The 22,173-nt window shown below is 61.4% G+C and carries 25 protein-coding genes; 17 read left to right on the top strand and 8 right to left on the bottom strand.

Annotated features, from left to right (window positions below; all coding sequences use genetic code 11):
- The first annotated feature begins 23 nt into the window (after positions 1-23).
- The 15 genes from phnC (at position 24) to LAB08_RS22710 (ending at position 11,410) form a co-directional block, all read left to right on the top strand.
- Positions 24-857 carry a phosphonate ABC transporter ATP-binding protein gene (gene phnC, locus LAB08_RS22780; protein ID WP_096509598.1) on the top strand — a complete coding sequence of 278 codons (834 nt, stop codon included), beginning with the start codon at positions 24-26 and terminating at the stop codon, positions 855-857.
- A gap of 43 nt (positions 858-900) precedes the next feature.
- Positions 901-1,914, top strand: coding sequence for a phosphonate ABC transporter substrate-binding protein (gene phnD, locus LAB08_RS22775; RefSeq protein WP_096509599.1), 1,014 nt, complete (start codon positions 901-903; stop codon positions 1,912-1,914).
- Positions 1,915-2,077: 163 nt separating this feature from the next.
- A complete protein-coding gene (gene phnE / locus LAB08_RS22770; RefSeq protein WP_034146313.1) occupies positions 2,078-2,860 on the top strand; it encodes a phosphonate ABC transporter, permease protein PhnE in 783 nt (260 codons plus the stop codon).
- Between the two features lie 37 nt (positions 2,861-2,897).
- Positions 2,898-3,602, top strand: coding sequence for a phosphonate metabolism transcriptional regulator PhnF (phnF, locus tag LAB08_RS22765; protein WP_096509600.1), 705 nt, complete (start codon positions 2,898-2,900; stop codon positions 3,600-3,602).
- Positions 3,603-3,616: 14 nt separating this feature from the next.
- On the top strand, positions 3,617-4,063 hold the full coding sequence (phnG, locus tag LAB08_RS22760; RefSeq protein WP_096509601.1) for a phosphonate C-P lyase system protein PhnG: 447 nt from the start codon (positions 3,617-3,619) through the stop codon (positions 4,061-4,063).
- Positions 4,063-4,653 carry a phosphonate C-P lyase system protein PhnH gene (phnH, locus tag LAB08_RS22755; RefSeq protein ID WP_096509602.1) on the top strand — a complete coding sequence of 197 codons (591 nt, stop codon included), beginning with the start codon at positions 4,063-4,065 and terminating at the stop codon, positions 4,651-4,653. The genes phnG and phnH overlap by 1 nt, the downstream gene beginning before the upstream one ends.
- The gene (locus LAB08_RS22750; RefSeq protein ID WP_096509603.1) at positions 4,653-5,729 is read left to right on the top strand and encodes a carbon-phosphorus lyase complex subunit; all 1,077 of its coding nucleotides are present in this window, start codon (positions 4,653-4,655) and stop codon (positions 5,727-5,729) included. Before phnH ends, LAB08_RS22750 begins: the two co-directional genes overlap by 1 nt.
- Positions 5,722-6,594 (top strand): alpha-D-ribose 1-methylphosphonate 5-phosphate C-P-lyase PhnJ, encoded by an 873-nt coding sequence (locus LAB08_RS22745; RefSeq protein WP_096509604.1) that lies wholly within the window; start codon positions 5,722-5,724, stop codon positions 6,592-6,594. The genes LAB08_RS22750 and LAB08_RS22745 overlap by 8 nt, the downstream gene beginning before the upstream one ends.
- A complete protein-coding gene (gene phnK, locus LAB08_RS22740; protein WP_096509605.1) occupies positions 6,591-7,397 on the top strand; it encodes a phosphonate C-P lyase system protein PhnK in 807 nt (268 codons plus the stop codon). The genes LAB08_RS22745 and phnK overlap by 4 nt, the downstream gene beginning before the upstream one ends.
- Positions 7,397-8,116, top strand: coding sequence for a phosphonate C-P lyase system protein PhnL (phnL, locus tag LAB08_RS22735; RefSeq protein WP_096509606.1), 720 nt, complete (start codon positions 7,397-7,399; stop codon positions 8,114-8,116). Before phnK ends, phnL begins: the two co-directional genes overlap by 1 nt.
- Positions 8,106-9,251: an alpha-D-ribose 1-methylphosphonate 5-triphosphate diphosphatase gene (locus tag LAB08_RS22730; RefSeq protein ID WP_096509607.1), complete on the top strand. Its 1,146-nt coding sequence runs from the start codon at positions 8,106-8,108 to the stop codon at positions 9,249-9,251. Before phnL ends, LAB08_RS22730 begins: the two co-directional genes overlap by 11 nt.
- Positions 9,251-9,817 (top strand): phosphonate metabolism protein/1,5-bisphosphokinase (PRPP-forming) PhnN, encoded by a 567-nt coding sequence (gene phnN, locus LAB08_RS22725; RefSeq protein ID WP_096509608.1) that lies wholly within the window; start codon positions 9,251-9,253, stop codon positions 9,815-9,817. The genes LAB08_RS22730 and phnN overlap by 1 nt, the downstream gene beginning before the upstream one ends.
- Positions 9,808-10,557 carry a phosphonate metabolism protein PhnP gene (phnP, locus tag LAB08_RS22720; RefSeq protein WP_096509609.1) on the top strand — a complete coding sequence of 250 codons (750 nt, stop codon included), beginning with the start codon at positions 9,808-9,810 and terminating at the stop codon, positions 10,555-10,557. Before phnN ends, phnP begins: the two co-directional genes overlap by 10 nt.
- Before the next feature lie 236 nt (positions 10,558-10,793).
- On the top strand, positions 10,794-11,006 hold the full coding sequence (locus tag LAB08_RS22715) for a type II toxin-antitoxin system HicA family toxin (protein ID WP_096515234.1): 213 nt from the start codon (positions 10,794-10,796) through the stop codon (positions 11,004-11,006).
- A complete protein-coding gene (locus LAB08_RS22710; protein ID WP_096509610.1) occupies positions 11,006-11,410 on the top strand; it encodes a type II toxin-antitoxin system HicB family antitoxin in 405 nt (134 codons plus the stop codon). The genes LAB08_RS22715 and LAB08_RS22710 overlap by 1 nt, the downstream gene beginning before the upstream one ends.
- A gap of 98 nt (positions 11,411-11,508) precedes the next feature.
- Here the strand turns inward: LAB08_RS22710 and LAB08_RS22705 are convergent, their stop codons facing one another.
- Complete coding sequence (locus LAB08_RS22705) at positions 11,509-12,714, bottom strand: MFS transporter (RefSeq protein ID WP_096509611.1); 1,206 nt, start codon at positions 12,712-12,714, stop codon at positions 11,509-11,511.
- Positions 12,715-12,949: 235 nt separating this feature from the next.
- On the opposite strand from LAB08_RS22705, the gene LAB08_RS22700 reads away from it, so the two are divergent.
- Both LAB08_RS22700 and LAB08_RS22695 read left to right on the top strand, forming a co-directional pair.
- Positions 12,950-13,579 carry a hypothetical protein gene (locus LAB08_RS22700; protein ID WP_096509612.1) on the top strand — a complete coding sequence of 210 codons (630 nt, stop codon included), beginning with the start codon at positions 12,950-12,952 and terminating at the stop codon, positions 13,577-13,579.
- A 106-nt stretch (positions 13,580-13,685) separates the two neighbouring features.
- The gene (locus LAB08_RS22695) at positions 13,686-14,129 is read left to right on the top strand and encodes a hypothetical protein (RefSeq protein WP_096509613.1); all 444 of its coding nucleotides are present in this window, start codon (positions 13,686-13,688) and stop codon (positions 14,127-14,129) included.
- Positions 14,130-14,296: 167 nt separating this feature from the next.
- Here LAB08_RS22695 and LAB08_RS22690 read toward each other — a convergent pair whose 3' ends face one another.
- From LAB08_RS22690 to hyi, 7 genes are all read right to left on the bottom strand, one after another.
- Positions 14,297-15,292 (bottom strand): sulfate ABC transporter substrate-binding protein, encoded by a 996-nt coding sequence (locus LAB08_RS22690; RefSeq protein ID WP_096509614.1) that lies wholly within the window; start codon positions 15,290-15,292, stop codon positions 14,297-14,299.
- Positions 15,293-15,519: 227 nt separating this feature from the next.
- Positions 15,520-16,344, bottom strand: a complete 825-nt coding sequence (locus LAB08_RS22685; protein WP_096509615.1) for an ion transporter — start codon at positions 16,342-16,344, stop codon at positions 15,520-15,522.
- Positions 16,345-16,365: 21 nt separating this feature from the next.
- Positions 16,366-17,280 (bottom strand): urea transporter, encoded by a 915-nt coding sequence (locus LAB08_RS22680; RefSeq protein ID WP_096509616.1) that lies wholly within the window; start codon positions 17,278-17,280, stop codon positions 16,366-16,368.
- Between the two features lie 149 nt (positions 17,281-17,429).
- Positions 17,430-18,845, bottom strand: coding sequence for a pyruvate kinase (pyk, locus tag LAB08_RS22675; protein ID WP_096509617.1), 1,416 nt, complete (start codon positions 18,843-18,845; stop codon positions 17,430-17,432).
- Positions 18,835-20,115 carry a glycerate kinase type-2 family protein gene (locus tag LAB08_RS22670; RefSeq protein ID WP_096509618.1) on the bottom strand — a complete coding sequence of 427 codons (1,281 nt, stop codon included), beginning with the start codon at positions 20,113-20,115 and terminating at the stop codon, positions 18,835-18,837. The genes pyk and LAB08_RS22670 overlap by 11 nt, the downstream gene beginning before the upstream one ends.
- 157 nt (positions 20,116-20,272) lie before the next feature.
- Positions 20,273-21,166 (bottom strand): 2-hydroxy-3-oxopropionate reductase, encoded by an 894-nt coding sequence (locus LAB08_RS22665; RefSeq protein WP_096509619.1) that lies wholly within the window; start codon positions 21,164-21,166, stop codon positions 20,273-20,275.
- 168 nt (positions 21,167-21,334) lie between these two features.
- Positions 21,335-22,117, bottom strand: a complete 783-nt coding sequence (hyi, locus tag LAB08_RS22660; protein WP_096509620.1) for a hydroxypyruvate isomerase — start codon at positions 22,115-22,117, stop codon at positions 21,335-21,337.
- Positions 22,118-22,173 lie beyond the last annotated feature (56 nt).

The following is a 22,173-nucleotide window of genomic DNA, read 5'->3' as shown; positions in this document are numbered from 1 at the left end:
CGTGCAACCAGACAGAGAAGCCCATGAACGCAGCTATCCATGTCGATCATCTGAACAAGACCTTTGCGCGTAAAACCGCATTGGTCGACCTCGAGCTGACCATCGCGTCCGGTGAGATGGTCGCGCTGATCGGCGCGTCCGGCTCCGGCAAGTCCACCTTGCTGCGCCACCTCGCGGGCCTGGCCTGTTGCGACCGCAACAACGGTGGCAGCGTCAAGGTGCTGGGCCGGGAAGTGCAAGCCAGCGGACGGCTCAATGGCAAGGTGCGGCGCTTGCGGGCCGATATCGGCTACATCTTCCAACAGTTCAACCTGGTCAATCGCCTGAGCGTACTCGACAACGTACTGCTCGGTTGCCTGGGCCGCATGCCACGCTGGCGCGGCAATTTGTGCCTGTTCAATGCCGAGGAAAAGCAGTTCGCCCTGGAGTCCCTGGACCGCGTCGGCCTGGCCGATCTGGCGGCGCAACGCGCCTCGACCCTGTCCGGTGGCCAGCAGCAACGCGTGGCGATCGCCCGGGCGCTGACCCAGCGTGCCGAAGTGATCCTGGCGGATGAGCCGATTGCCTCCCTCGACCCGGAGTCGGCGCGCAAGGTCATGGAGATCCTCGCCGACATCAATCGCCGCGACGGCAAGACCGTGGTCGTTACCTTGCATCAAGTCGACTACGCCACGCGCTATTGCCCGCGTGCCGTGGCGCTCAAGGGCGGACGCATTCATTTCGATGGCCGCGCCGCCGAGCTGAGCAGTCAGTTCCTCAATGATTTGTACGGTGCCGATATCGACACCAGCCTGATGTGTTCCGACCAGATTCGCACCGCCGAAGCCGCGCCCCGGCTGGTATTGGCGCGCGCGTAAACACCCCTCGATTCCCAACCGTTCACCCTCAGGAAGCCTTTCCATGTTGAACCGTATCGGTCGCGTTTTTGCTGGCGCAGCACTGCTCGCCAGCTGTGTGCTGGGTACCGCCCAGGCAGAAGAAAAAGCCATCAACTTCGGCATCATGTCCACCGAGTCGTCACAGAACCTCAAGAGTATCTGGCAGCCGTTTCTCGATGACATGCAGAAAAAAACCGGCTTGAAGATCAACGCCACCTTCGCCTCCGACTATGCCGGTCTGATCCAGGGCATGCGCTTCAACAAAGTTGACGTCGCCTGGCTGGGCAACAAGGCCGCCATCGAAGCGGTGGACCGTTCCAACGGCGAAGTCTTCGCCCAGACTGCGGCCGCCAGTGGCGCCGCCGGCTACTGGAGCGTGTTGATCGCGCGCAAGGACAGCCCGATCAACTCGGTCGACGACATGCTGAAAAACGCCAAGAACCTGACCTTCGGCAACGGCGACCCGAACTCCACCTCGGGTTATCTGGTGCCGGGCTACTACGTGTTCGCCAAGAACAACGTCGATGCGGCCACCGCGTTCAAACGCACCCTCAACTCCAGCCATGAGGTCAACGCCTTGAGCGTGGCCAAGGGGCAACTGGACGTGGCGACCTTCAACACCGAAAGCTGGGATCGCCTGGAAGTCACCCAGCCGGACAAGGCGGCGATGCTCAAGGTGATCTGGAAATCGCCGCTGATCCCCGCCGACCCGCTGGTGTGGAGCAAGGCCCTGAGCGACAGCGAGAAGCAGAAGATCCGCGATTTCATCTTCAGCTACGGCGACACCGATTCCGAGAAAGCCGTGCTCGCAGGCATGCAACTGGGCAAGTTCCTGAAATCCAGCGACGACCAACTGCTGCCGCTCCGTCAGCTTGAGCTGTTCAAGCAGCGCACCACGATCAATACCGACACCAAGCTCGAAGCGGCGGACAAGGCCAAGAAGTTGGCTGAGATCGACGCCGAACTGGCCAAGCTGCAAGAGCGCATCACCTTGCTCGAGAAGACCGACAAAAAGACTGCCGCCACTGCCGGCTGATCCACCGCAACTCAACTGTGGGAGCGAGCCTGCTCGCGAAAGCGGTGGGTCAGACGAAGTCGATGGTGCATGTGCCGCCGCCTTCGCGAGCAGGCTCGCTCCCACAGGTTTCCCCACAGGTTTTGCATCAGCAAATGCTTCAGGAAAATTTTAGAGAACCCTTATGACCACTCTGCACGCTGAAGCTGTCGGCAAGCGTACCTGGCCGCAATACGCCGGTTGGGGGCTGTTCCTGGTCCTGCTGGCCTGGGCCTGGCACGGCGCCGAAATGAACCCGATGGCGCTGTACCGCGATTCGGGAAACATGGCGACCTTCGCCGCGGATTTCTTCCCGCCGGACTTCCATGAATGGCGCGCCTACCTAAAGGAAATGATCGTCACCGTACAAATCGCCCTCTGGGGCACGGTGCTGGCGATTGTCTGCTCGGTGCCGCTGGGCATTCTCTGCTCGGAAAACATCACGCCCTGGTGGATCCACCAACCGCTGCGCCGGGTGATGGACGCCTTCCGTTCAATCAACGAAATGGTCTTCGCCATGTTGTTCGTGGTGGCGGTGGGGCTCGGGCCGTTCGCCGGTGTCCTGGCGCTGTGGATCAGCACCACCGGCGTGCTCGCCAAGCTGTTCGCCGAAGCGGTGGAAGCGATTGATCCAGGTCCCGTCGAAGGCGTTCGCGCCACTGGTGCCAGCGCCTTGCAAGAGGTGATCTACGGTGTGATTCCACAAGTGATGCCGCTGTGGGTTTCGTATGCGCTGTACCGCTTCGAAGCCAACGTGCGTTCGGCGACGGTGGTGGGAATGGTCGGTGCCGGCGGCATCGGCGTGATCCTCTGGGAGAACATTCGCGCCTTTCAGTTTGTTCAAACCTGCGCCGTGCTGCTGGTGATCATCGTCGTCGTCAGCCTGATCGACATTCTCTCGCAACGCCTGCGCAAGCAGTTCATCTGATCTTCGGAGGGGTGCCCCTGGGCGCTTTTTTTTAAGCATGCAGTTGTCTAGACAAGACGAGCCGGTGTACCGCGAACTGGCCGACATCCTGCGTCGGGAACTGGCGGACTACCGCGCTGGAGACTTCCTGCCAGCCGAGGTTCAACTGGCCGAACGCTTCGGTGTCAACCGCCACACCCTGCGTCGCGCCATCGATGAACTGGTGTTCGAAGGCAGCCTGCTGCGCCGCCAGGGCAAGGGCACCCAGGTGCTGGAGCGCCCGTTGATTTACCCGATGGCTGCCGACAGTGCCTACAGCCAGTCGTTGTCCGCCCAGGGCCTGGGTGTCGAGGCGGTGTTGCTCAAGCGCCGTTACTGCTTCGCCAGCCGTGAAGAAGCGCAGCACCTGAACCTCGCCGAGATGGCACCGATGATCGAATTGCAGACCTTGCGCAAGCTCGACGGGCAACCGGTCAGCCTGATCCGCCATCGCTACTGCGCCAGCCACGCACCGTTGCTGGCGGACTACACCGGCGGCTCCCTGCGTCAGTACCTCAGTGAACGCGACCTGCCGCTGACCCGCACCCAGAGCCTGATCGGCGCCCGCTTGCCCAACCGCGAAGAAGCCGCGCTGCTGATGATGCCCCGGCACTTGCCGGCGCTGAGTGTGTTCACCCTTTCCCGTGATCGCGACGGCCGTGCGGTGGAGCTCGCGCAGTCCACCAGCCGTTCGGATCGCTTCCAGTACCAGGTCGTCACCTGATGGAGAACCAACCGATGAACCCTGCTTCTCACACTGCGCGCCAGCATTGGATCGGCGTGCTGGCCCGCGCCCGTCGCAGCGAATTGCAGCCCCATGAAGACGCGTTGCGCGACGTCGAGTACCAACTGATCCGCGCCCCGGAAATCGGCATGACTCTGGTGCGTGGCCGCATGGGCGGCAACGGCGCGCCATTCAATGTCGGCGAAATGAGCGTGACCCGTTGCGTGGTGCGCCTGGCCGATGGCCGTACCGGCTACAGCTACCTGGCGGGCCGCGACAAGGTCCACGCCGAACTGGCGGCGCTCGCCGACGCACATTTGCAAGGCGCGCAGCAGCGCCATTGGCTCGACCAGGTGATCACGCCGCTGGCCCAGTCCCAGGCCGAACGTCGCGCGCAAAAAGAGACGGACACCGCTGCCACCAAAGTCGAATTCTTCACCCTCGTGCGAGGAGAAAACTGATGAGCGCACAGTTGTTGCAACCGGCGTTCGCCGAGCCGGTGCTGGATGCCCAGCGCGGCTTTCGCGCGGCACTCAAGGCACTGGCCGGCCCCGGTCTGATCCAGACCCTGCACGCCACGCCGAGCCTGGAAGGTCTGGTGCCTGCGACCTACGCCTTATGCCTGGCGCTGCTGGATGTGGACACGCCGCTATGGCTGGCGCCGTCGTTCGACACGCCGCTGATCCGCGCCAATCTGGCGTTCCACTGTGGCTGCCCGCTGACCGTCCATCGTGAAGAGGCGCGCTTTGCCTTGCTCGCCGCCGACGACCTGCAAGACCTCAGCGGCTTCGATCACGGCAACGATCGCTACCCCGATCAGTCCTGCACTTTGCTGGTTCAGTTGCCCAGCCTCGCTGGCGGGGCAGGGGTGAGTTGGCGCGGGCCGGGGATTGAAACCGAACACGCCGTCGCGTTGCCGGTGGCCGATGGCTTCTGGCGTGAACGTGAACAGCGCAACGAATTCCCCCGTGGGCTGGATCTGTTTTTTACCGCCGACCATGACCTGATCGGCCTGCCGCGCAGCACTCGCATCACACAGGAGCGTGTCTGATGTACGTAGCCGTCAAGGGTGGCGAACAGGCCATCGACAACGCCCACCGTCTGCTGGCGAAAAAGCGCCGGGGCGATACCTCCGTCGCTGAATTGAGCGTTGAACAGATCCGCCAGCAACTGCCATTGGCGGTGGCGCGGGTGATGAGCGAAGGCTCGCTGTACGACGAAGAGCTCGCTGCGCTGGCGATCAAGCAGGCAGCGGGGGATCTGGTGGAAGCGATCTTCCTGCTGCGCGCCTACCGCACCACATTGCCGCGCTTCAGCCCGAGCCTGCCGATCGACACGTCGAACATGCTGCTCAGCCGCCGTTTGTCCGCCACCTTCAAGGACGTGCCCGGCGGGCAACTGTTGGGGCCGACCTTCGATTACACCCATCGTCTGCTCGACTTTGCCCTGCTGGCCGAAGGTGAATACCCGGGACCGCAAACCACCCCGAATGCCAGCCTTGAAGCCTGCCCGCGTGTCCTAGGCCTGTTGGCCAAGGAAGGGCTGATCAAGAACGAGTCCGACAACAACGAAATCGTCGCCGACATCACCCGCGACCCGCTGGAATTACCCGCCAGCCGCGCCGAACGCTTGCAAGCGCTGGCCCGTGGCGATGAAGGTTTCCTGCTGGCACTGGGTTATTCGACCCAGCGCGGTTATGGCCGCAACCACCCGTTCGCCGGGGAAATCCGCATCGGTGATGTCGAGGTGTGGATCGATCCTGAAGAGCTGGGTTTCCCGATCTGCCTGGGCATCATCGAAGTCACCGAGTGCGAGATGGTCAACCAGTTCGTCGGCTCGGCCACGGAACTGGCGCAGTTCACCCGCGGCTATGGCCTGGCCTTCGGACATGCCGAGCGCAAGGCCATGGGCATGGCGCTGGTCGACCGCGCACTGCGCGCCAAGGAGTTCAACGAAGAGATCGAGTCCCCGGCGCAGCAGGAAGAATTCGTGCTGATGCACTGCGACAACGTCGAGGCCGCCGGTTTCGTCTCGCACCTCAAACTGCCTCACTACGTGGACTTCCAGGCCGAACTGGAACTGATCCGCAAACTGCGCAAGCCTGCCGAGGGCAGCAACCATGAATGACTTGATTCAGGCACCCGTGCGCGACGCGGCGTACAACTTCGCCTACCTCGATGAACAGACCAAACGCATGATCCGTCGCGCCTTGCTCAAGGCCGTGGCGATCCCCGGCTATCAGGTGCCGTTCGGCGGTCGCGAGATGCCGTTGCCTTACGGCTGGGGCACCGGCGGCATGCAATTGACCGCGGCAATTCTTGGCGACGATGACGTGCTCAAGGTCATCGACCAGGGCGCCGACGACACCACCAACGCCGTGTCGATCCGCCGCTTCTTCGCCCGCACCGCCGGCGTCGCGACTACCGAAATCACCCCGGACGCGACGGTGATCCAGACCCGCCACCGCATCCCGGAAACGCCGCTGCACGCCGATCAGATCATGGTTTACCAAGTGCCGATCCCCGAGCCGTTGCGCTTTATCGAACCGTCGGAAACCGAGACCCGGACCATGCACGCCCTCAACGATTACGGGGTCATGCACGTCAAACTTTACGAGGACATTGCCACCTTCGGCCACATCGCCACCGCCTACGCCTACCCGGTGATGGTCGATGAACGCTACGTGATGGACCCCTCGCCGATCCCCAAATTCGACAACCCGAAACTCGACATGAGCCCGGCGCTGATGTTGTTCGGCGCCGGCCGCGAGAAGCGCCTGTACGCGGTACCGCCGTACACCAAAGTCGTCAGCCTCGACTTCGAGGACCACCCCTTCGAAGCCCAGCAATGGGACGAGTGCTGCGCCATTTGCGGCAGCCATGAGTCGTTCCTCGACGAGCTGATCCTCGACGACGCCGGCACCCAGAGCTTCGTCTGTTCCGACACCTATTACTGCGCCCAGCGCGTCAGCCAGCAGGAGCAGGGCCAATGAACCAGGCGCTGAAAAACGATCTGTCGGTGTCCACCGAACCCTTGCTGCAAGTACGTGACCTGTCGCTGTTGTACGGCCCGGAGAAGGGCTGTCAGGACGTCAGCTTCGACCTTTATCCCGGCGAAGTGCTGGGGATTGTCGGTGAGTCCGGCTCCGGTAAATCGACCTTGCTTTCGCTGCTTAGCGGGCGCCTGCCGCCACAAAACGGTCGCATCGGTTACCGCGACAAGCAGGGCCGATGGCTAGACCTGTACAGCGCCAGCGAAGCCGAACGCCGTACCTTGCTGCGCACCGAATGGGGTTTTGTCGAACAGAACCCGCGAGATGGTTTGCGCATGGGTGTTTCAGCCGGCGCCAACATCGGCGAGCGCTTGATGGCCCAAGGCGTACGCAATTACCAGCAACTGCGTGGGGCGGGTCTGGACTGGTTGAGCCAGGTGGAAATCGATCCGCAGCGCATCGACGACTTGCCCCGGACCTTTTCCGGCGGCATGCAACAGCGCCTGCAAATCGCCCGCAACCTGGTGTCGAGCCCGCGCCTGGTGTTCATGGACGAGCCTACAGGCGGCCTCGATGTGTCGGTGCAGGCGCGCTTGCTCGACCTCTTGCGCGGGCTGGTGCGCGAGCTGGATCTGGCGGTGGTGATCGTCACCCATGATCTGGCGGTGGCGCGGCTGCTGGCGGATCGCCTGATGGTGATGCGTCGCTCGCGGGTGGTGGAAACCGGGCTGACCGACCAGATCCTCGACGATCCGCAGCATCCTTACTCTCAACTGCTGGTGTCTTCGGTGTTGCAGCCATGATGAATACCTTGATCGAGGTCCGTGACCTCTCGAAAACCTTCACCCTGCATCAGCAGAACGGCGTGGTCCTCAACGTGCTGCGCGGTGTGGATTTCAGCGTGGCGGGCGGCGAATGCCTGGTGCTGCACGGCCAGTCCGGTGCCGGTAAAAGCACCTTGCTGCGCACCCTGTATGGCAACTACCTGCCGGCAGGGGGCAGCATTCGCGTTCAGCACGACGGCCAGTGGCTGGAGCTGGTGGGCGCCGAGCCCCGGGACATTCTCCAGGTGCGCCAGCGTACCTTGGGTTATGTCAGCCAGTTCCTGCGGGTGATACCGCGAGTCGCCTGCCTGGACGTGGTGATGGAGCCGGCCCTGGCCCGTGGCTGGTCCAGACACCTGGCGCAATCCCGGGCCGAACTGCTGCTCACTCGCCTGAACATTCCGCAACGCCTGTGGCAACTGGCACCCGGTACCTTCTCTGGTGGCGAGCAGCAGCGGGTCAACATCGCCCGTGGCTTCATGGTGGCGTGGCCGGTGATGTTGCTTGACGAGCCGACGGCCTCACTCGACGACAACAACCGTCAGGTGGTGCTGGAGCTGATGAACGAAGCCAAGCAAGCCGGTGCAGCGCTGATCGGCATTTTCCACGACCGCGTTGCCCGCGAGGCGGTTGCCGACCGCCATCTCGACATGACGCCTGCCGCAGTGAACCAAGAGGAATACGCCGATGCCCGTTGAACAGATCCTCAGCAATGCCCAACTGGTCACCGCTGACCGCGTGTTCTACGGCACCGTACTGCTGCGCGATGGCGTGATCGCTGATGTGGCCGAAGGCCCGAGCCGCTTGCCCCAGGCCCAGGACCTCAACGGCGATTACCTGCTGCCGGGCCTTGTCGAGCTGCACACCGACAACCTGGAAAAACACATGACCCCGCGCCCCGGCGTGGATTGGCCTTCGCGTTCGGCGGTGCTCAGCCACGATGCACAGATCGTCGCGGCCGGCATCACCACGGTGTTCGACGCGGTGTCCATCGGCGACGTGAATCCCAAGGGCAACCGCATGCAGAAACTGCCGGCGATGCTCGAAGCGATCTCCAGCGCCTCCGACGCCGGGCTGACGCGCGCCGAGCACCGGCTGCACCTGCGCTGCGAGCTGTGCCACCCGGATACCCTGAGCGTGTTCCGCGATCTGGTGGAGCATCCGCTGGTGCAACTGGTGTCGGTGATGGACCATTCGCCGGGTCAGCGCCAATTCGTGCTGGAGTCCAAGTACCGTGAGTACTACATGGGCAAATATCACCTGACGACCACGCAGATGGACGAATTCATTACCTTGCAAATGGCCAACTCTCGCGAGTACAGCGACCGCTATCGGGCGGCGATTGTCGAGCATTGCCTGGCGCTCGGCCTGTCGGTGGCCAGTCATGACGATGCGACGCTGGCCCACGTCGAGGAATCGGCGCGCTACGGCATGACCATCGCCGAGTTCCCGACCACGGTCGAAGCGGCGCGCGGTTGCAAGGAATGGAATATGAAAGTGTTGATGGGTGCGCCGAACATCGTGCGCGGCGGTTCGCACTCGGGTAACGTGGCGGCCGCAGACCTGGCGGCAGAAGGGCTGCTGGACATCTTGTCCAGTGACTACTACCCGGCGAGCCTGTTGCAGGCCGCCTTTGCACTGGCGGCGCAGAGCGAGCGGATCGGCCTGCCCGAAGCGATGCGCATGGTCAGCCTGGCCCCGGCCCATGCCGCAGGACTGAGTGATCGCGGCGAAATCGCCCCGGGCCTGCGCGCCGATCTGGTGCAGGCACGCAGTCAGGATGGATTGCCGGTGATCCAGCAAGTATGGCGACAAGCGAAGAGGGTGTTTTGATGTCAGGCAGGTTGATCTATCTCATCGGGCCTTCCGGTTCGGGCAAGGACAGCCTGCTCGATGCCGCACGACCTCGGCTGGCCGAGCGCGGCTGCCGTATCGTGCGGCGGGTCATCACTCGTTCGGCGGAAGCCGTGGGGGAAGCGGCACTGGGTGTCAGCATGCAACAGTTCACCGAGATGCAGGCCCAAGGCGCATTTGCCCTGAGCTGGCAGGCCAATGGCCTGGCCTATGGCATCCCTCGGGAGATCGACGATTGGCTGGCGGCAGGGGACGACGTGCTGGTCAATGGCTCACGCGGGCATCTGCCGCAAACCCGCGAACGCTATCCCAACGTGCTCGTGGTGTTGCTGACTGTGAACGAGGCCGTGCTGCGCCAGCGCCTGCTGGCGCGGGGGCGTGAGTCCGTGGCCGAGATCGATCAGCGGCTGGCGCGCAATGCCCGCTTCGGCGAACGCCTGCTCGCCGAAGACCCGAAAGTGCACCTGCTCGACAACTCCGGGCCGCTGGAGCGCACGGTCGAAGGCCTGCTGGCTTGCCTCGACGAGCCCGCAGCATGCGCCTGACGTTGCTGGGCACCGGCGATGCCCGGCAAGTGCCGGTGTACGGCTGTGAATGTCAGGCCTGTGTACGTGCGGGCATCGAGGCACGTTGGCGACGACAACCCTGCTGCGCATTGATCGAATGCGGCGACCAGCGCTGGCTGATCGACAGCGGCCTGCCAAACCTCACCGAACGCTTCCCGCCGCGCAGTTTCAACGGCATCTTCCAGACCCACTACCACGCTGACCATGCCCAGGGTTTGCTGCATCTGCGTTGGGGGCAGGGCCTGGTGATTCCGGTACACGGGCCAACGGACCCGGAAGGCCTGGCGGACCTCTACAAGCATCCGGGGATTCTCGACTTCAGCCAGCCGTTCGAGGCATTTGAAACCCGTTGTTTCGACGCGTTGAGTGTCACCGCGTTGCCACTGCTGCATTCCAGACCGACCCTCGGCTATCTGCTCGAAGGCGAGGGGCGGCGCATCGCCTACCTGACCGATACGGTGGGGCTGCCACCGGCCACCGAGGCCTGGCTGCAACGTCAGCCACTGGACTTGCTGGTACTCGACTGCTCCATGCCGCCGCAGCCACTGGCACCGCGTAATCACAATGACCTGAACCTGGCGTTGCAGTGCATTGAAGAATTGCAACCTGAGTCGGCGGTATTGACCCATGTGGGGCATACGCTGGATGCGTGGTTGATCGAGCATCGTGGTGAGCTGCCGGGCAATGTCAGTGTGGGGATTGATGGGGTTGTGCTCTAGGAGGGACCGGACATACCCGATCCTTGTGGGAGCGAGCCTGCTCGCGAAAGCGGACTTTCAATCACAGCTTTGTTGACTGTGCCGCCGTCTTCGCGAGCAGGCTCGCTCCCACAAGGGGCTGTCATCCACTCAATTACACCCTGTAAAACAGCCAAACGTCGCGTTGCGGATTTTTGTGCTTGAGTAAATATAACTCTGGAGTTACTTTTATTCGGGCCGGAGCAAGGAGGCGGATGGTGCAAAGCAGGCTATTGATCAAGGAGATGATGGAAGCAGGTTGGACGTTGGACCGAATCACTGGCAGTCATCACATCTTCACTCACCGCTACAACCCATACACGATTCCCGTTCCTCACCCGAAAAAGGATTTGCCGGTGGGGACGGTCAAGAGCATCAGGAGGCGAGCCGGGCTTTTTTTCCCGCTGGCCAGTTACGCAGGAGATCCATAATGCAATATCCAATCTGTATCGAGTGGGGCGATGAGAACACCGCCATCGGTATTCAGATCCCCGATATTCCAGGTGCGGTAACCGCCGGGGATACCTTTGAAGATGCCTATAACGCGGCGGTCGAGATTGCCCACATCATGCTGCAAGAGATCGCGGCGAGTGGAGAGCCGATTCCGATGCCGACGTCCATGGTTGAACATCTCGCAAATCCCGATTTCATCGAGATGGGCTGGGGCATGCTGGAAATCGACATTTCGCCCTATATGGGCAAGACCGAGAAGGTCAACGTGACGCTGCCGGGCTATGTGATCCAGCGAATCGACCGTTATGTGCGCGAACACAACGTCAAAAGTCGCTCGTCGTTCCTGGCGGATGCGGCGATGGAGAAGCTGGTTCGGTATTGAGGGGTGTCAGTAACACCGTCATCGCGGGCAAGCCTTGCTCCCACAGGGTTAATGCATAACCTGTGGGAGCAAGGCTTGCCCGCGATGCTTTTTAGGAATTACGCAGTCGCCAGCGAACGCTTCTCCGAAACACTCAAAAACCGCAACAACGCCACCAATGGAAACGCACTACCCACCACCACGATCCACAACCAGCCGCCCTGTTCATACACCACACTGGCCACCGAAGAGCCAAACGCACCGCCAATAAAGATGCTGGTCATGTACAACGCATTCAGGCGGCTGCGGCTTTTGGCATCGAGGGCGTAGACCGCGCGTTGGCCGAGGACCATGTTCATCTGCACACAAAAGTCGAGCACCACGCCGGTCACGGCCAGACCGATAACGCTGTAGGCCGGATGAATGAACGCTGGCAGGAAGCTCAGGCTGGCGAACAGCAGCGCCAGCAAGGAAGCGATGCGTGTATGGCCGGCGTCTGCGAGTCGACCGGCGATGGGCGCGGCGATGGCGCCAATGGCGCCGACCAGCGCGAAAATCGCGATTTGCGATTGCGACAAGCCATGGTTACGCGCCAGCTCCAGCGGCACCGAGGTCCAGAACAGGCTGAATGTGGCGAACATGCAACCCTGGTAAAACGCGCGTTGACGCAGCACGGGTTGCTGGCGCAGCAGCGTCCACAGCGAGCCGAGCAACTGTCCATAGGTCGCACTGTGATCAGGCTGGCGCTTGGGAATGGTCACCGCCAGCACGATGCTGATCGCTGCCATTAACAGCGCCGCAATCACAAACATCGCGCGCCAGCCGAAGTGATCGGCCACCACACTGGACACTGGTCGCGCCAACAGGATTCCCAACAGAAGACCGCCCATGATCCCGCCGACCACGCGGCCGCGAGACTCTTCCGGCGCCAGGTGTGCAGCCAGCGGAATCAGGATCTGCACCGACACCGAACTGAAGCCCACCAGCAACGAGATCAGCAAAAACACATTCGGCTGATCGGTAAAGGCTGCGCCCAACAGACTGGCAATGGCCACCACCGTGGTGATGATCATCAACCGGCGGTTCTCCAGCAAGTCACCCAAAGGCACCAGAAAGAACAGGCCCAACGCATAACCAATCTGGGTCAGCGAAACGATGAAGCTGGCCAGGGTGTTGCTCAGGCCGACGTCCGGCGCGATCAGGCCGATGATCGGCTGCGCGTAGTAGATGTTGGCCACGATCGCCCCGCAACAGAAGGCGAACAGCAGCACCATGCCTCGGGTCATTGTCGCGGTGCCGTGGGGCACCTGGGTCGCTGGGTTCATAACGTGTCTCGCTGAACGGAAGGGAATGCGCGCAGGCTAATGGCCTGGTCAATACGGCGGAAGAGAGATTGGAGTGATAGCAATCATTCCATTGCGGAATGAGTGACGAACGCGCGTGCCGTTCGCCGATGAGCGTTGCGTCAAAATTTCAGGGGCTGATGATACATTCACTTACATCTTGTTCGATAGCGTGCTTATGTTCTCTTTTCACGTTTCATCACAGGAAGTCACTCCCATGAATCCGATGTTTCGTCACGTTATTCGCGGCGTTTCAATGGTCACCCTGATCGGCTTGTTCACCGCAGGCCCGGCCCAGGCACAAGATGCACCCGGCATGCGCATTGGTGTACGTGGCGAGATTACCGGCGTGAGCCCGGACGTTCTGAAAGTCCACGCCAACAGTGGCGAAAATGTGGTCATCAACCTGACCAATGACACCAAAATCCGCGCGGTTACCCTGGCGAACATCGAAGATATCAAGCCCGGCAGCTACATTGGTTCGGCAGCCATTCCTCAAGAGGATGGCAGCCTGAAGGCGTTGGAGGTCCATGTCTTCCCGCCGGAACTGGCGGGCAGCGGCGACGGCCATCGCCCCTTTGATCTGGCCAAGGGCAGCAGCATGACCAACGGCAGTGTCGGCGATCTGGTCGTCAGCAATGGCCGGGTATTGACCGTCAACTACAAGGGTGGCCAGCAGAAAATTCTGGTGCCGGAAGATGTCCCTATCGTCAACCTGGTGCCGGGGGATCGCAGCTTGCTGAAGGTGGGCGTGAAAATTGTCACGTTCGTGACCCAAAGTGCGGATGGAACGCTCACGGCACAGTCGATTTCGGCAGGCAAGGATGGGGTGACACCGCCAATGTAATGGTCACCAGGCGACCGACCATCCGAAGAAATGCCAGCTTTTGCGCGCCAGCTAAAATCTACAGGGGGATCACTTCAACGCGTCCTTACAAAGCGGGAGTCTCACGATGAAAATCGTATCTTCGCTGGCGTTGGTGGTAGCGGTTGGGACGATCTCCGGGTGCTCGACAGTACCCGACAGTCAAGTCACCAACGTTCCCCTGAACGCTACTTCCATCAATGCCGGAAATATCGCCCGGCCAATCATGATGCCCGATGGTCATGCAACCGTGTTCTGGTTTGCTGTCAGTGGCGAACCCCAGGGCAGCGCATTGCCAGGCCGTTTGCAGGCCTACATCTATCAGGGAAGCTGTGGGAGCCTGGGTGCAAAACCGGCCTATGACTTGAACGACGGTCCGAATGCGCGGTTCTATTCGCAAGCGTCGATGCAATATTTCTGGAAAAGCGCACCGGTAGCGGTCGAGACGCTTCGAGCGGGGGGCTATGCGTTGGTGGTGCGTGAAAGTCCGGGGGATGGTCACCAGGCGATTTTTTGCGGCAACCTGAGCTGAACCCTGTAGGAGCGAGCCTGCTCGCGATGGACGACAGGACACCGCGGGGCGTCAGTTTCCCAGCGTTATCGTTGAGGTCCATCGCGAGCAGGCTCGCTCCTACAGTAGTTCGGTGTTTTACCAATAAAAAAGGCGACCTCTTCAGGTCGCCTTTTCATTTTCAGCGCTTACTGCGCATAAATCTGATCGAAAATCCCGCCATCATTGAAGTGGGTTTTCTGCACGGTGCGCCAGTCGCCGAAAGTTTTCTCGACCGACAGGAAGTCTACTTTCGGGAAGCGGTCGGTGTACTTCGCCAATACCGCCGGATCACGTGGACGCAGGTAGTTGGCCGCAGCGATTTCCTGGCCTTCCGGCGACCAAAGGTACTTCAGGTATTCCTCGGCAGCGGCGCGGGTACCTTTCTTGTCAACCGATTTGTCGACCACCGACACCGGCGGCTCGGCTTCGGCGGAGACGCTTGGGTAGATGACTTCGAACTGGTCGCGACCGAATTCGCGGGCGATCATTTCCGCTTCGTTTTCGAAGGTCACCAGCACATCGCCGATCTGGTTGGTCATGAAGGTGGTCGTAGCGGCGCGGCCGCCGGTATCGAGCACTGGCGCTTGCTTGAACAGCTTGCCGACAAATGCCTTGGCCTTGTTTTCGTCACCGCCGTTCTTCAGCACGTAGCCCCAGGCCGACAGGTAGGTATAGCGACCGTTACCCGAGGTTTTCGGGTTTGGCACGATGACTTGTACGCCATCCTTGAGCAGATCCGGCCAGTCTTTCAGGGCTTTGGGGTTGCCCTTGCGCACGATGAACACTGTGGCGGAGGTGAACGGCGCGCTGTTGTTCGGCAGGCGTGTGACCCAGTTGTCCGGGACCAGTTTGCCGTTGTCCGCCAAGGCATTGATGTCGGTGGCCATGTTCATGGTGATGACGTCAGCGGGCAAGCCGTCGATGACCGAGCGTGCCTGCTTGCTGGAACCGCCGAAAGACATTTGCAGGGTGATGTTTTCGTTGTGCTCGGCTTGCCAGTGTTTCTGGAACGCAGTGTTGTAGTCCTTGTAGAAATCGCGCATCACGTCGTAGGAAACGTTAAGCAGGGTCGGTGCGGCCTGAGCCATGCTGGTCAAGGCCAGGCCAGCGGCCAGAAGTGAGGCGCCAAAGAGTTTTTTCACTGCGAATTCCTTGTTCTATGTATGTATGAGCAGCCGCCCCCTGTAGGAGCGAGCCTGCTCGCGAAAAACGTCAAGACAACGCGGGCATTCAGACAGCCCACGTTATCGTTAAAGACCATCGCGAGCAGGCTCGCTCCTACAGGGGGTAATGTGTAGAGAGGGATACCATTTTGCCAGCGACTATAGCCGGGCTCGCATAGGCCTTTAAAGATTAAAAAGCTCTTTGCTTATTCCATTTTCTTGAACAATGCATTGCCGCAGCGAGAGCAGAACGATGCTTCGTGTTCGTGGCTGTTTTTCTTGCATACCGGGCAGTCGTGTTGCAGTTGCCCGCCGCGCATGGCAGTGGCCAGCTCTGCGGTAAAGATGCCGGTGGGGACGGCGATGATCGAATAACCGGTGATCATCACCATCGACGAGATCACCTGGCCCAACACAGTCTTTGGCACGATGTCGCCATAACCGACGGTCGTGAGCGTCACGATGGCCCAGTAGATGCCTTTGGGAATGCTGGTGAAGCCGTGCTGCGGGCCTTCGACCACGTACATCAGCGTGCCGAACACCGTGACCAGGGTGCAGACGCTGAGCAGGAACACGAGGATTTTCTGTTTGCTGCCGCGCAGGGCATCGAGCAGGTAATGCGCTTGTTTGAGATACGGGCCGAGTTTGAGCACGCGGAAAATCCGCAGCATCCGGATGATCCGGATAATCAGCAGGTACTGCGCATCGGCGTAATAGAGGGCGAGGATGCCGGGTACGATCGCCAGCAAATCCACCAGTCCATAAAAACTGAAGGCGTAACGCAACGGTTTGGGCGAGCAGTACAGCCGCAGGATGTACTCGCCGAGAAAGATGACCGTGAAGCCCCATTCAATGTACGCCAGCACATCGGCGTAGTTCTGGTGAATGGTGTTGATGCTGTCGAGCATCACGACCACCAGGCTGGCGAGGATGATCAACAGCAAAATGCCATCGAAACGCCGGCCAGCCTTGGTGTCAGTCTGGAAAATCATGACGTAAAGCTGTTCACGCCAGTGTTTGCTGCTGTCCATGGATAACGCCTGACTCGAAGATCAGCGCAGCCTAGGTTGATTGTCCCCGTGAGCGCAAGGCGCGGTGTCGACCGTGGTTTTGCCGAATATCTGAATGCCGGTGCGGATCAGCCAGCAGGCGAGAATAAACGGTGCGGTGAGCGTGGCCAGACCGGCGGCTGCAAAGAGGGGCGTCAGCAACAGCGCCAATACGATGCCAAGCAGTGGCAGCCAGGGTTGCTGGCGTTGCGCGCTGAAGGCGAGGGCGGCCAGCACGGCATTGTAGCCGCCCAGGCCGAGCAGGGCGGTGCCGGTCTCGTGATGCAGCAGACTGGAGCCCAGGCCGAGGATCGAGGCCATCAGTGCCCAGCAGAACGCACGGCGATCGGCGATCAGCAAACCGGCGGCAATCATCGCCCCGGCCAGTGGATGGTCGAGGAACATCACCTGGCCAATACCTTTGAACGATGCGGCCAACAGGTTCGGTGTGTTCAATTCGATCAGGGGTGTCGGTAGCGATGGCGTGGCGAAACACAGCAGCAACCAGCTCAGGCCCACGAATGGCGCGGTGTAGGCGGGCACGTATTGGTTGACGCGGGTGCGCTTGAGCCACTGTTGAGTGATCATCGCACTCAAGCCGCCGGCAGCCAGAATCAGCGGCGGCATCACCGCCGACCACGGGAAGTACAGACTCAGCAACAGGCCAAGCAACACGCCGTTGTAGCTGAACAGGCCAGCCTGGCGATCGGCCTTTGCATAGTTGCGCCGTTGCGCGGTGAGTAATCCGGCGACACCGCCGAGCAACGCACCGCCGAGCAGCGCCGGCGCCGTGAACAGGATGGCTGAAAGGCACAGCAAGCCGCAGAGCGGATGGCGCTGAAGGAAAATTTGACTGAAACCGTTGAGCAAAGCCTCGGCCCAGTCGGGGCAGTGGGTGTTGAAGTGATTGGCAGGCATGGCAGTTCTAAAAAGTCAGTTAGACCGTGTCGCCGCCTTCGCGAGCAGGCTCGCTCCCACATTGAATCTTTGTTCAGTCATTGAGTTTGTGGTGTACACAAATCAACTGTGGGAGCGAGCCTGCTCGCGAAGAGGCCGGTATGTGCGCTCTAGATCAACGTCTCGATTCGCAAGGAGTTAGTCGACCCCGGCTGCCCAAAGGGCACACCCGCCGTGATCAATAACGTGTCGCCACGCTGCGCCATGCCCTGGGCCTGGGCAATCTCCAGCGCTGTCGAGCACACCTCATCCACTTGGCGCAGCCGATCATTGACCACCGAATGCACGCCCCAGGCCACGGTCAAGCGACGCGCGGTTTGCAGATTGGGCGTCAGGTTGAGGATCGGCACCGTCGGCCGTTCCCGCGCCGCCCGCAAACTCGAGGTGCCGGATTCGCTGTAGTTCACCAGCACCGCCACCGGCAGCACGTTGCTGATGCGGCGGATCGCGCAACTGATCGCATCGGACACCGTGGCTTCGGCTTTCGGCCGGCTGACGTCGAGCTGGGCCTGATAGTCCGGACCGTTTTCCACCTGACGGATGATCTTGCTCATCATCTGCACGGCTTCGAGCGGGTATTCGCCGGATGCGGTTTCCGCCGACAGCATCACCGCATCCGCCCCTTCGGCCACGGCGTTGGCCACATCGGTGACTTCGGCGCGAGTGGGCGCCGGAGAGAAGCGCATCGATTCCAGCATCTGCGTCGCCACCACCACCGGTTTGCCGAGCTGGCGGCAGGTGCTGATGATGTTCTTCTGAATCTGCGGCACGCTTTCGGCCGGCACCTCCACGCCCAGATCGCCGCGGGCGACCATGATTGCGTCGCTCAACTCGGCGATTTCCCGCAGTTGTTCGACGGCCGACGGCTTCTCTATCTTGGCCATCAAAAAGGCTTTGTCGCCGATCAGTGTACGGGCTTCGCGGATGTCGTCCGGGCGCTGCACGAACGACAGCGCCACCCAGTCCACCCCCAGTTCCAGACCGAAGTTCAGGTCGCGGCGATCCTTGGCGGTCAGCGGGCTCAGGTCGAGCACCGCTTGCGGCACGTTCACCCCTTTACGGTCCGACAGCTCGCCGCCGTTGAGCACCGTGGTGTCGATGGCGTCGGCGTATTTGGTGACCACCCTCAGTCGCAACTTGCCGTCGTCCAGCAGCAGGTCCATGCCCGGCTCCAGCGCTGCAATGATCTCCGGATGCGGCAGGTTGACCCGGCGTTCATCGCCCGGCGTGACATCCAGGTCCAGGCGCAGGGCTTGACCGCGGACCAGTTGCACCTTGCCCTCGGCAAACCTGCCAACCCGCAGCTTCGGACCTTGCAGGTCCATCAGAATGCCCAGCGGATAATTCAACTGGCGCTCGACTTCACGGATCCATTGATAGCGCTGGGCGTGATCGGCGTGATCGCCGTGGCTGAAGTTCAGGCGAAAGATATTGACCCCGGCCTGCACCAGCTCACGGATGTTGTCGATACCGTTGATAGCCGGACCCAGGGTGGCGAGGATTTTGACCTTTTTGTCAGGCGTCATATTTAGGGCTCTCGAGAATCAGGATGGCGCGGAAGTCGTTGACGTTGGTGCGGGTCGGCTCGGTGACGATCAGTGCATCCAGCGCCTCGAAATAGCCGTAGCCATTGTTATTGTCCAACTCGTCGCTGGCGCTCAAGCCGAGGGCGGCGGCACGGGCGTAGCTGTCCGGGGTCATGATGGCGCCGGCGTTGTCTTCGGAGCCGTCGATGCCATCGGTGTCGCCGGCCAGCGCATAGACGCCGGGCAGGCCCTTGAGGCTGTCGGTCAGGCTCAGCAGGAACTCGGCATTGCGTCCGCCCCGGCCATTGCCGCGCACGGTGACCGTGGTTTCACCGCCGGAGAGAATCACGCAAGGCGCCGCCAACGGCTGACCGTGCTGCACCACCTGACGGGCGATGCCGGCGTGGACTTTCGCCACTTCGCGGGATTCGCCTTCCAGGTCGCCGAGAATCAGCGGGCTGAATCCGGCCTGACGGCATTTCACGGCCGCTGCTTCAAGGGATTGCTGCGGACGTGCGATCAACTGGAAGTGACTGCGAGCCAGGCTCGGGTCACCGGGTTTGACGGTTTCCGATTCCGGGTTTTGCAACCAGGTGCGCACGGAGGCGGGTACGTCGATGTGGTAGCGCTTGAGAATCGCCAGCGCTTCGGCCGAAGTGCTCGGGTCGGCCACGGTGGGGCCGGAGGCGATGACCGTGGCGAGGTCGCCCGGTACATCGGAAATCGCGTAGGTGTACACGGTGGCAGGCCAGCAGGCCTTGCCCAGGCGCCCACCCTTGATCGCCGAGAGGTGCTTGCGCACGCAGTTCATCTCACCGATGGTGGCGCCGGATTTGAGCAGGGCTTTGTTGATCGACTGCTTGTCGGCCAGGGTGATGCCGACTGCGGGCAACGCCAGCAATGCCGAGCCGCCACCGGACAGCAGAAAGATCACGCGGTCGGTTTCGCTCAAGTTGCTGACCAGTTCGAACACCCGTTTGGCGACGGCTTGACCGGCTGCATCGGGGACTGGGTGCGCGGCTTCGACCACTTCGATTTTTTCGCAGGGGGCGCCGTGACCGTAGCGCGTGACCACCAGACCGGACACTTCACCCTGCCAGCAACGCTCGACCACCTGGGCCATGGCGGCCGCGGCCTTGCCGGCGCCGATGACGATCACCCGACCGCTGCGATCGGTAGGCAGATGGGCTTCGAGGACTTGCTGCGGATGGGCCGCGTCGATGGCTGTGGCGAACAGCTCGCGCAGGAATTGTTGCGGATCGACCGACATGGCGGGCTCCCGGAATTCTTGTTATTGGGATGTCGAGGCTTGCATAGCCCCTGTGGGAGCAAGGCTTGCCCGCGATGCAGACGCTGCGGTGTTTCTGCTGCACCGAGGCGATGCAATCGCGGGCAAGCCTTGCTCCCACAGGGGCGAGGGCAGGGACTTACTTCTTATCGCGAATCGAGAAGTTCGCCATGTGCTCCAGGCCCTTGATCAGCGCCGAATGGTCCCAGTTGCTGCCGCCGATGGCCGCACAGGTGCTGAACACTTGCTGGGTGTTGGCGGTGTTCGGCAGGTTGATGTTCAACTCCTTGGCGCCTTGCAGGGCCAGGTTCAGGTCCTTCTGGTGCAGGCTGATGCGGAAGCCCGGATCGAAGGTGCCCTTGATCATGCGCTCGCCGTGTACTTCGAGGATCTTCGAGGAAGCGAAACCGCCCATCAGCGCTTCACGCACCTTGGCGGGATCGGCACCGTTCTTCGAAGCGAACAGCAGGGCTTCGGCCACGGCCTGGATGTTCAGCGCAACGATGATCTGGTTCGCCACTTTCGCGGTCTGACCGTCGCCATTGCCACCGACCAGGGTGATGTTCTTGCCCATGGCCTGGAACAGCGGCAGGGCGCGTTCGAAGGCATCGGCATCGCCACCGACCATGATGCTCAGGGTTGCGGCCTTGGCACCGACTTCACCGCCGGACACCGGCGCGTCAAGGTACTGCGCACCTTTTTCGTTGATTTTTGCGGCGAAGGCCTTGGTGGCGGTGGGCGAGATCGAGCTCATGTCAATCACGACCTTGCCTTTACTGACGCCGGCGGCAACGCCATCGGCGCGGAACAGCACGTCATCGACCTGCGGGGTATCCGGGACCATGACGATGATGAATTCGGCTTCTTGCGCGACTTCTTTCGGGTTCGCCAGGGCGACGGCGCCAGCGGCGATCAGGTCGGCAGGCGCAGCGTCGTGGTGCGCGGACAGGAACAGGCTGTGACCGGCTTTCTGCAGGTTCGCCGCCATTGGGTGGCCCATGATGCCGGTGCCGATAAATCCGATTTTAGCCATGAGAAAATCCTCTTTTTATTCTGATGCTGCAATGCAGTCTTAGAGACTCAGCAGATTCATTGTGGGAGCTGGCTTGCCAGCGATGGCGGTGGGTCAGGCAACATATTTGTTTTGTGTGCTGCCGCCATCGCGGGCAAGCCCGCTCCCACAGGGTTTTGTATTGTTCGTTCAGATCGCGTTATGGGTTTTGAGCCAGCCCAGGCCTGCTTCGGTGGTGGTCAGCGGCTTGTATTCGCAACCGACCCAGCCCTGATAACCGATACGGTCCAGGTGTTCGAACAGGAAGCGGTAGTTGATTTCACCGGTGCCCGGTTCGTTGCGCCCAGGGTTGTCGGCCAACTGGATGTGGTTGATCTCGCCCAGGTGCGCGGCCATGGTGCGGGCCAGGTCGCCTTCCATGATTTGCATGTGATAGATGTCGTATTGCAGGAACAGGTTGGCGCTGCCGACCTGTTCGCGAATCGACAGGGCTTGCGCGGTGTTGTTCAGGTAGAAGCCCGGGATGTCGCGGGTGTTGATCGCTTCCATCACCAGTTTGATACCCGCCGCTTGCAGCTTGTCGGCCGCGTACTTGAGGTTGGCAATGAAGGTTTTTTCCACGATGGCATCGTCGACGCCTTGCGGGCGGATGCCGGCCAGGCAGTTGACCTGGGTGTTGCCCAGCACTTGCGCGTAAGCGATCGCCAGATCGACACCGGCACGAAATTCTTCGACCCGGTCCGGCAGGCAGGCGATACCGCGCTCACCCTTGCCCCAGTCACCGGCCGGCAGGTTGAACAGCACTTGGGTCAGGCCGTTGGCGTCGAGCTTGGCTTTGATTTCGGCGGAGCTGAAATCGTAGGGGAACAGGTATTCGACACCACTGAAGCCGGCCTTGGCGGCCGCTTCGAAACGGGCAAGAAAGTCCTGTTCGGTGAACAGCATGGACAGGTTGGCTGCGAAACGCGGCATGGTGGTCTCCTGTAAATCGGTGAAGCCCTCTGTGGGAGCGAGCCTGCTCGCGAAAG

The organism is Pseudomonas izuensis, assembly GCF_002356535.2.
Lineage (GTDB): Bacteria > Pseudomonadota > Gammaproteobacteria > Pseudomonadales > Pseudomonadaceae > Aquipseudomonas > Aquipseudomonas izuensis.
This window is presented reverse-complemented; position numbering and strand designations above follow the sequence as displayed.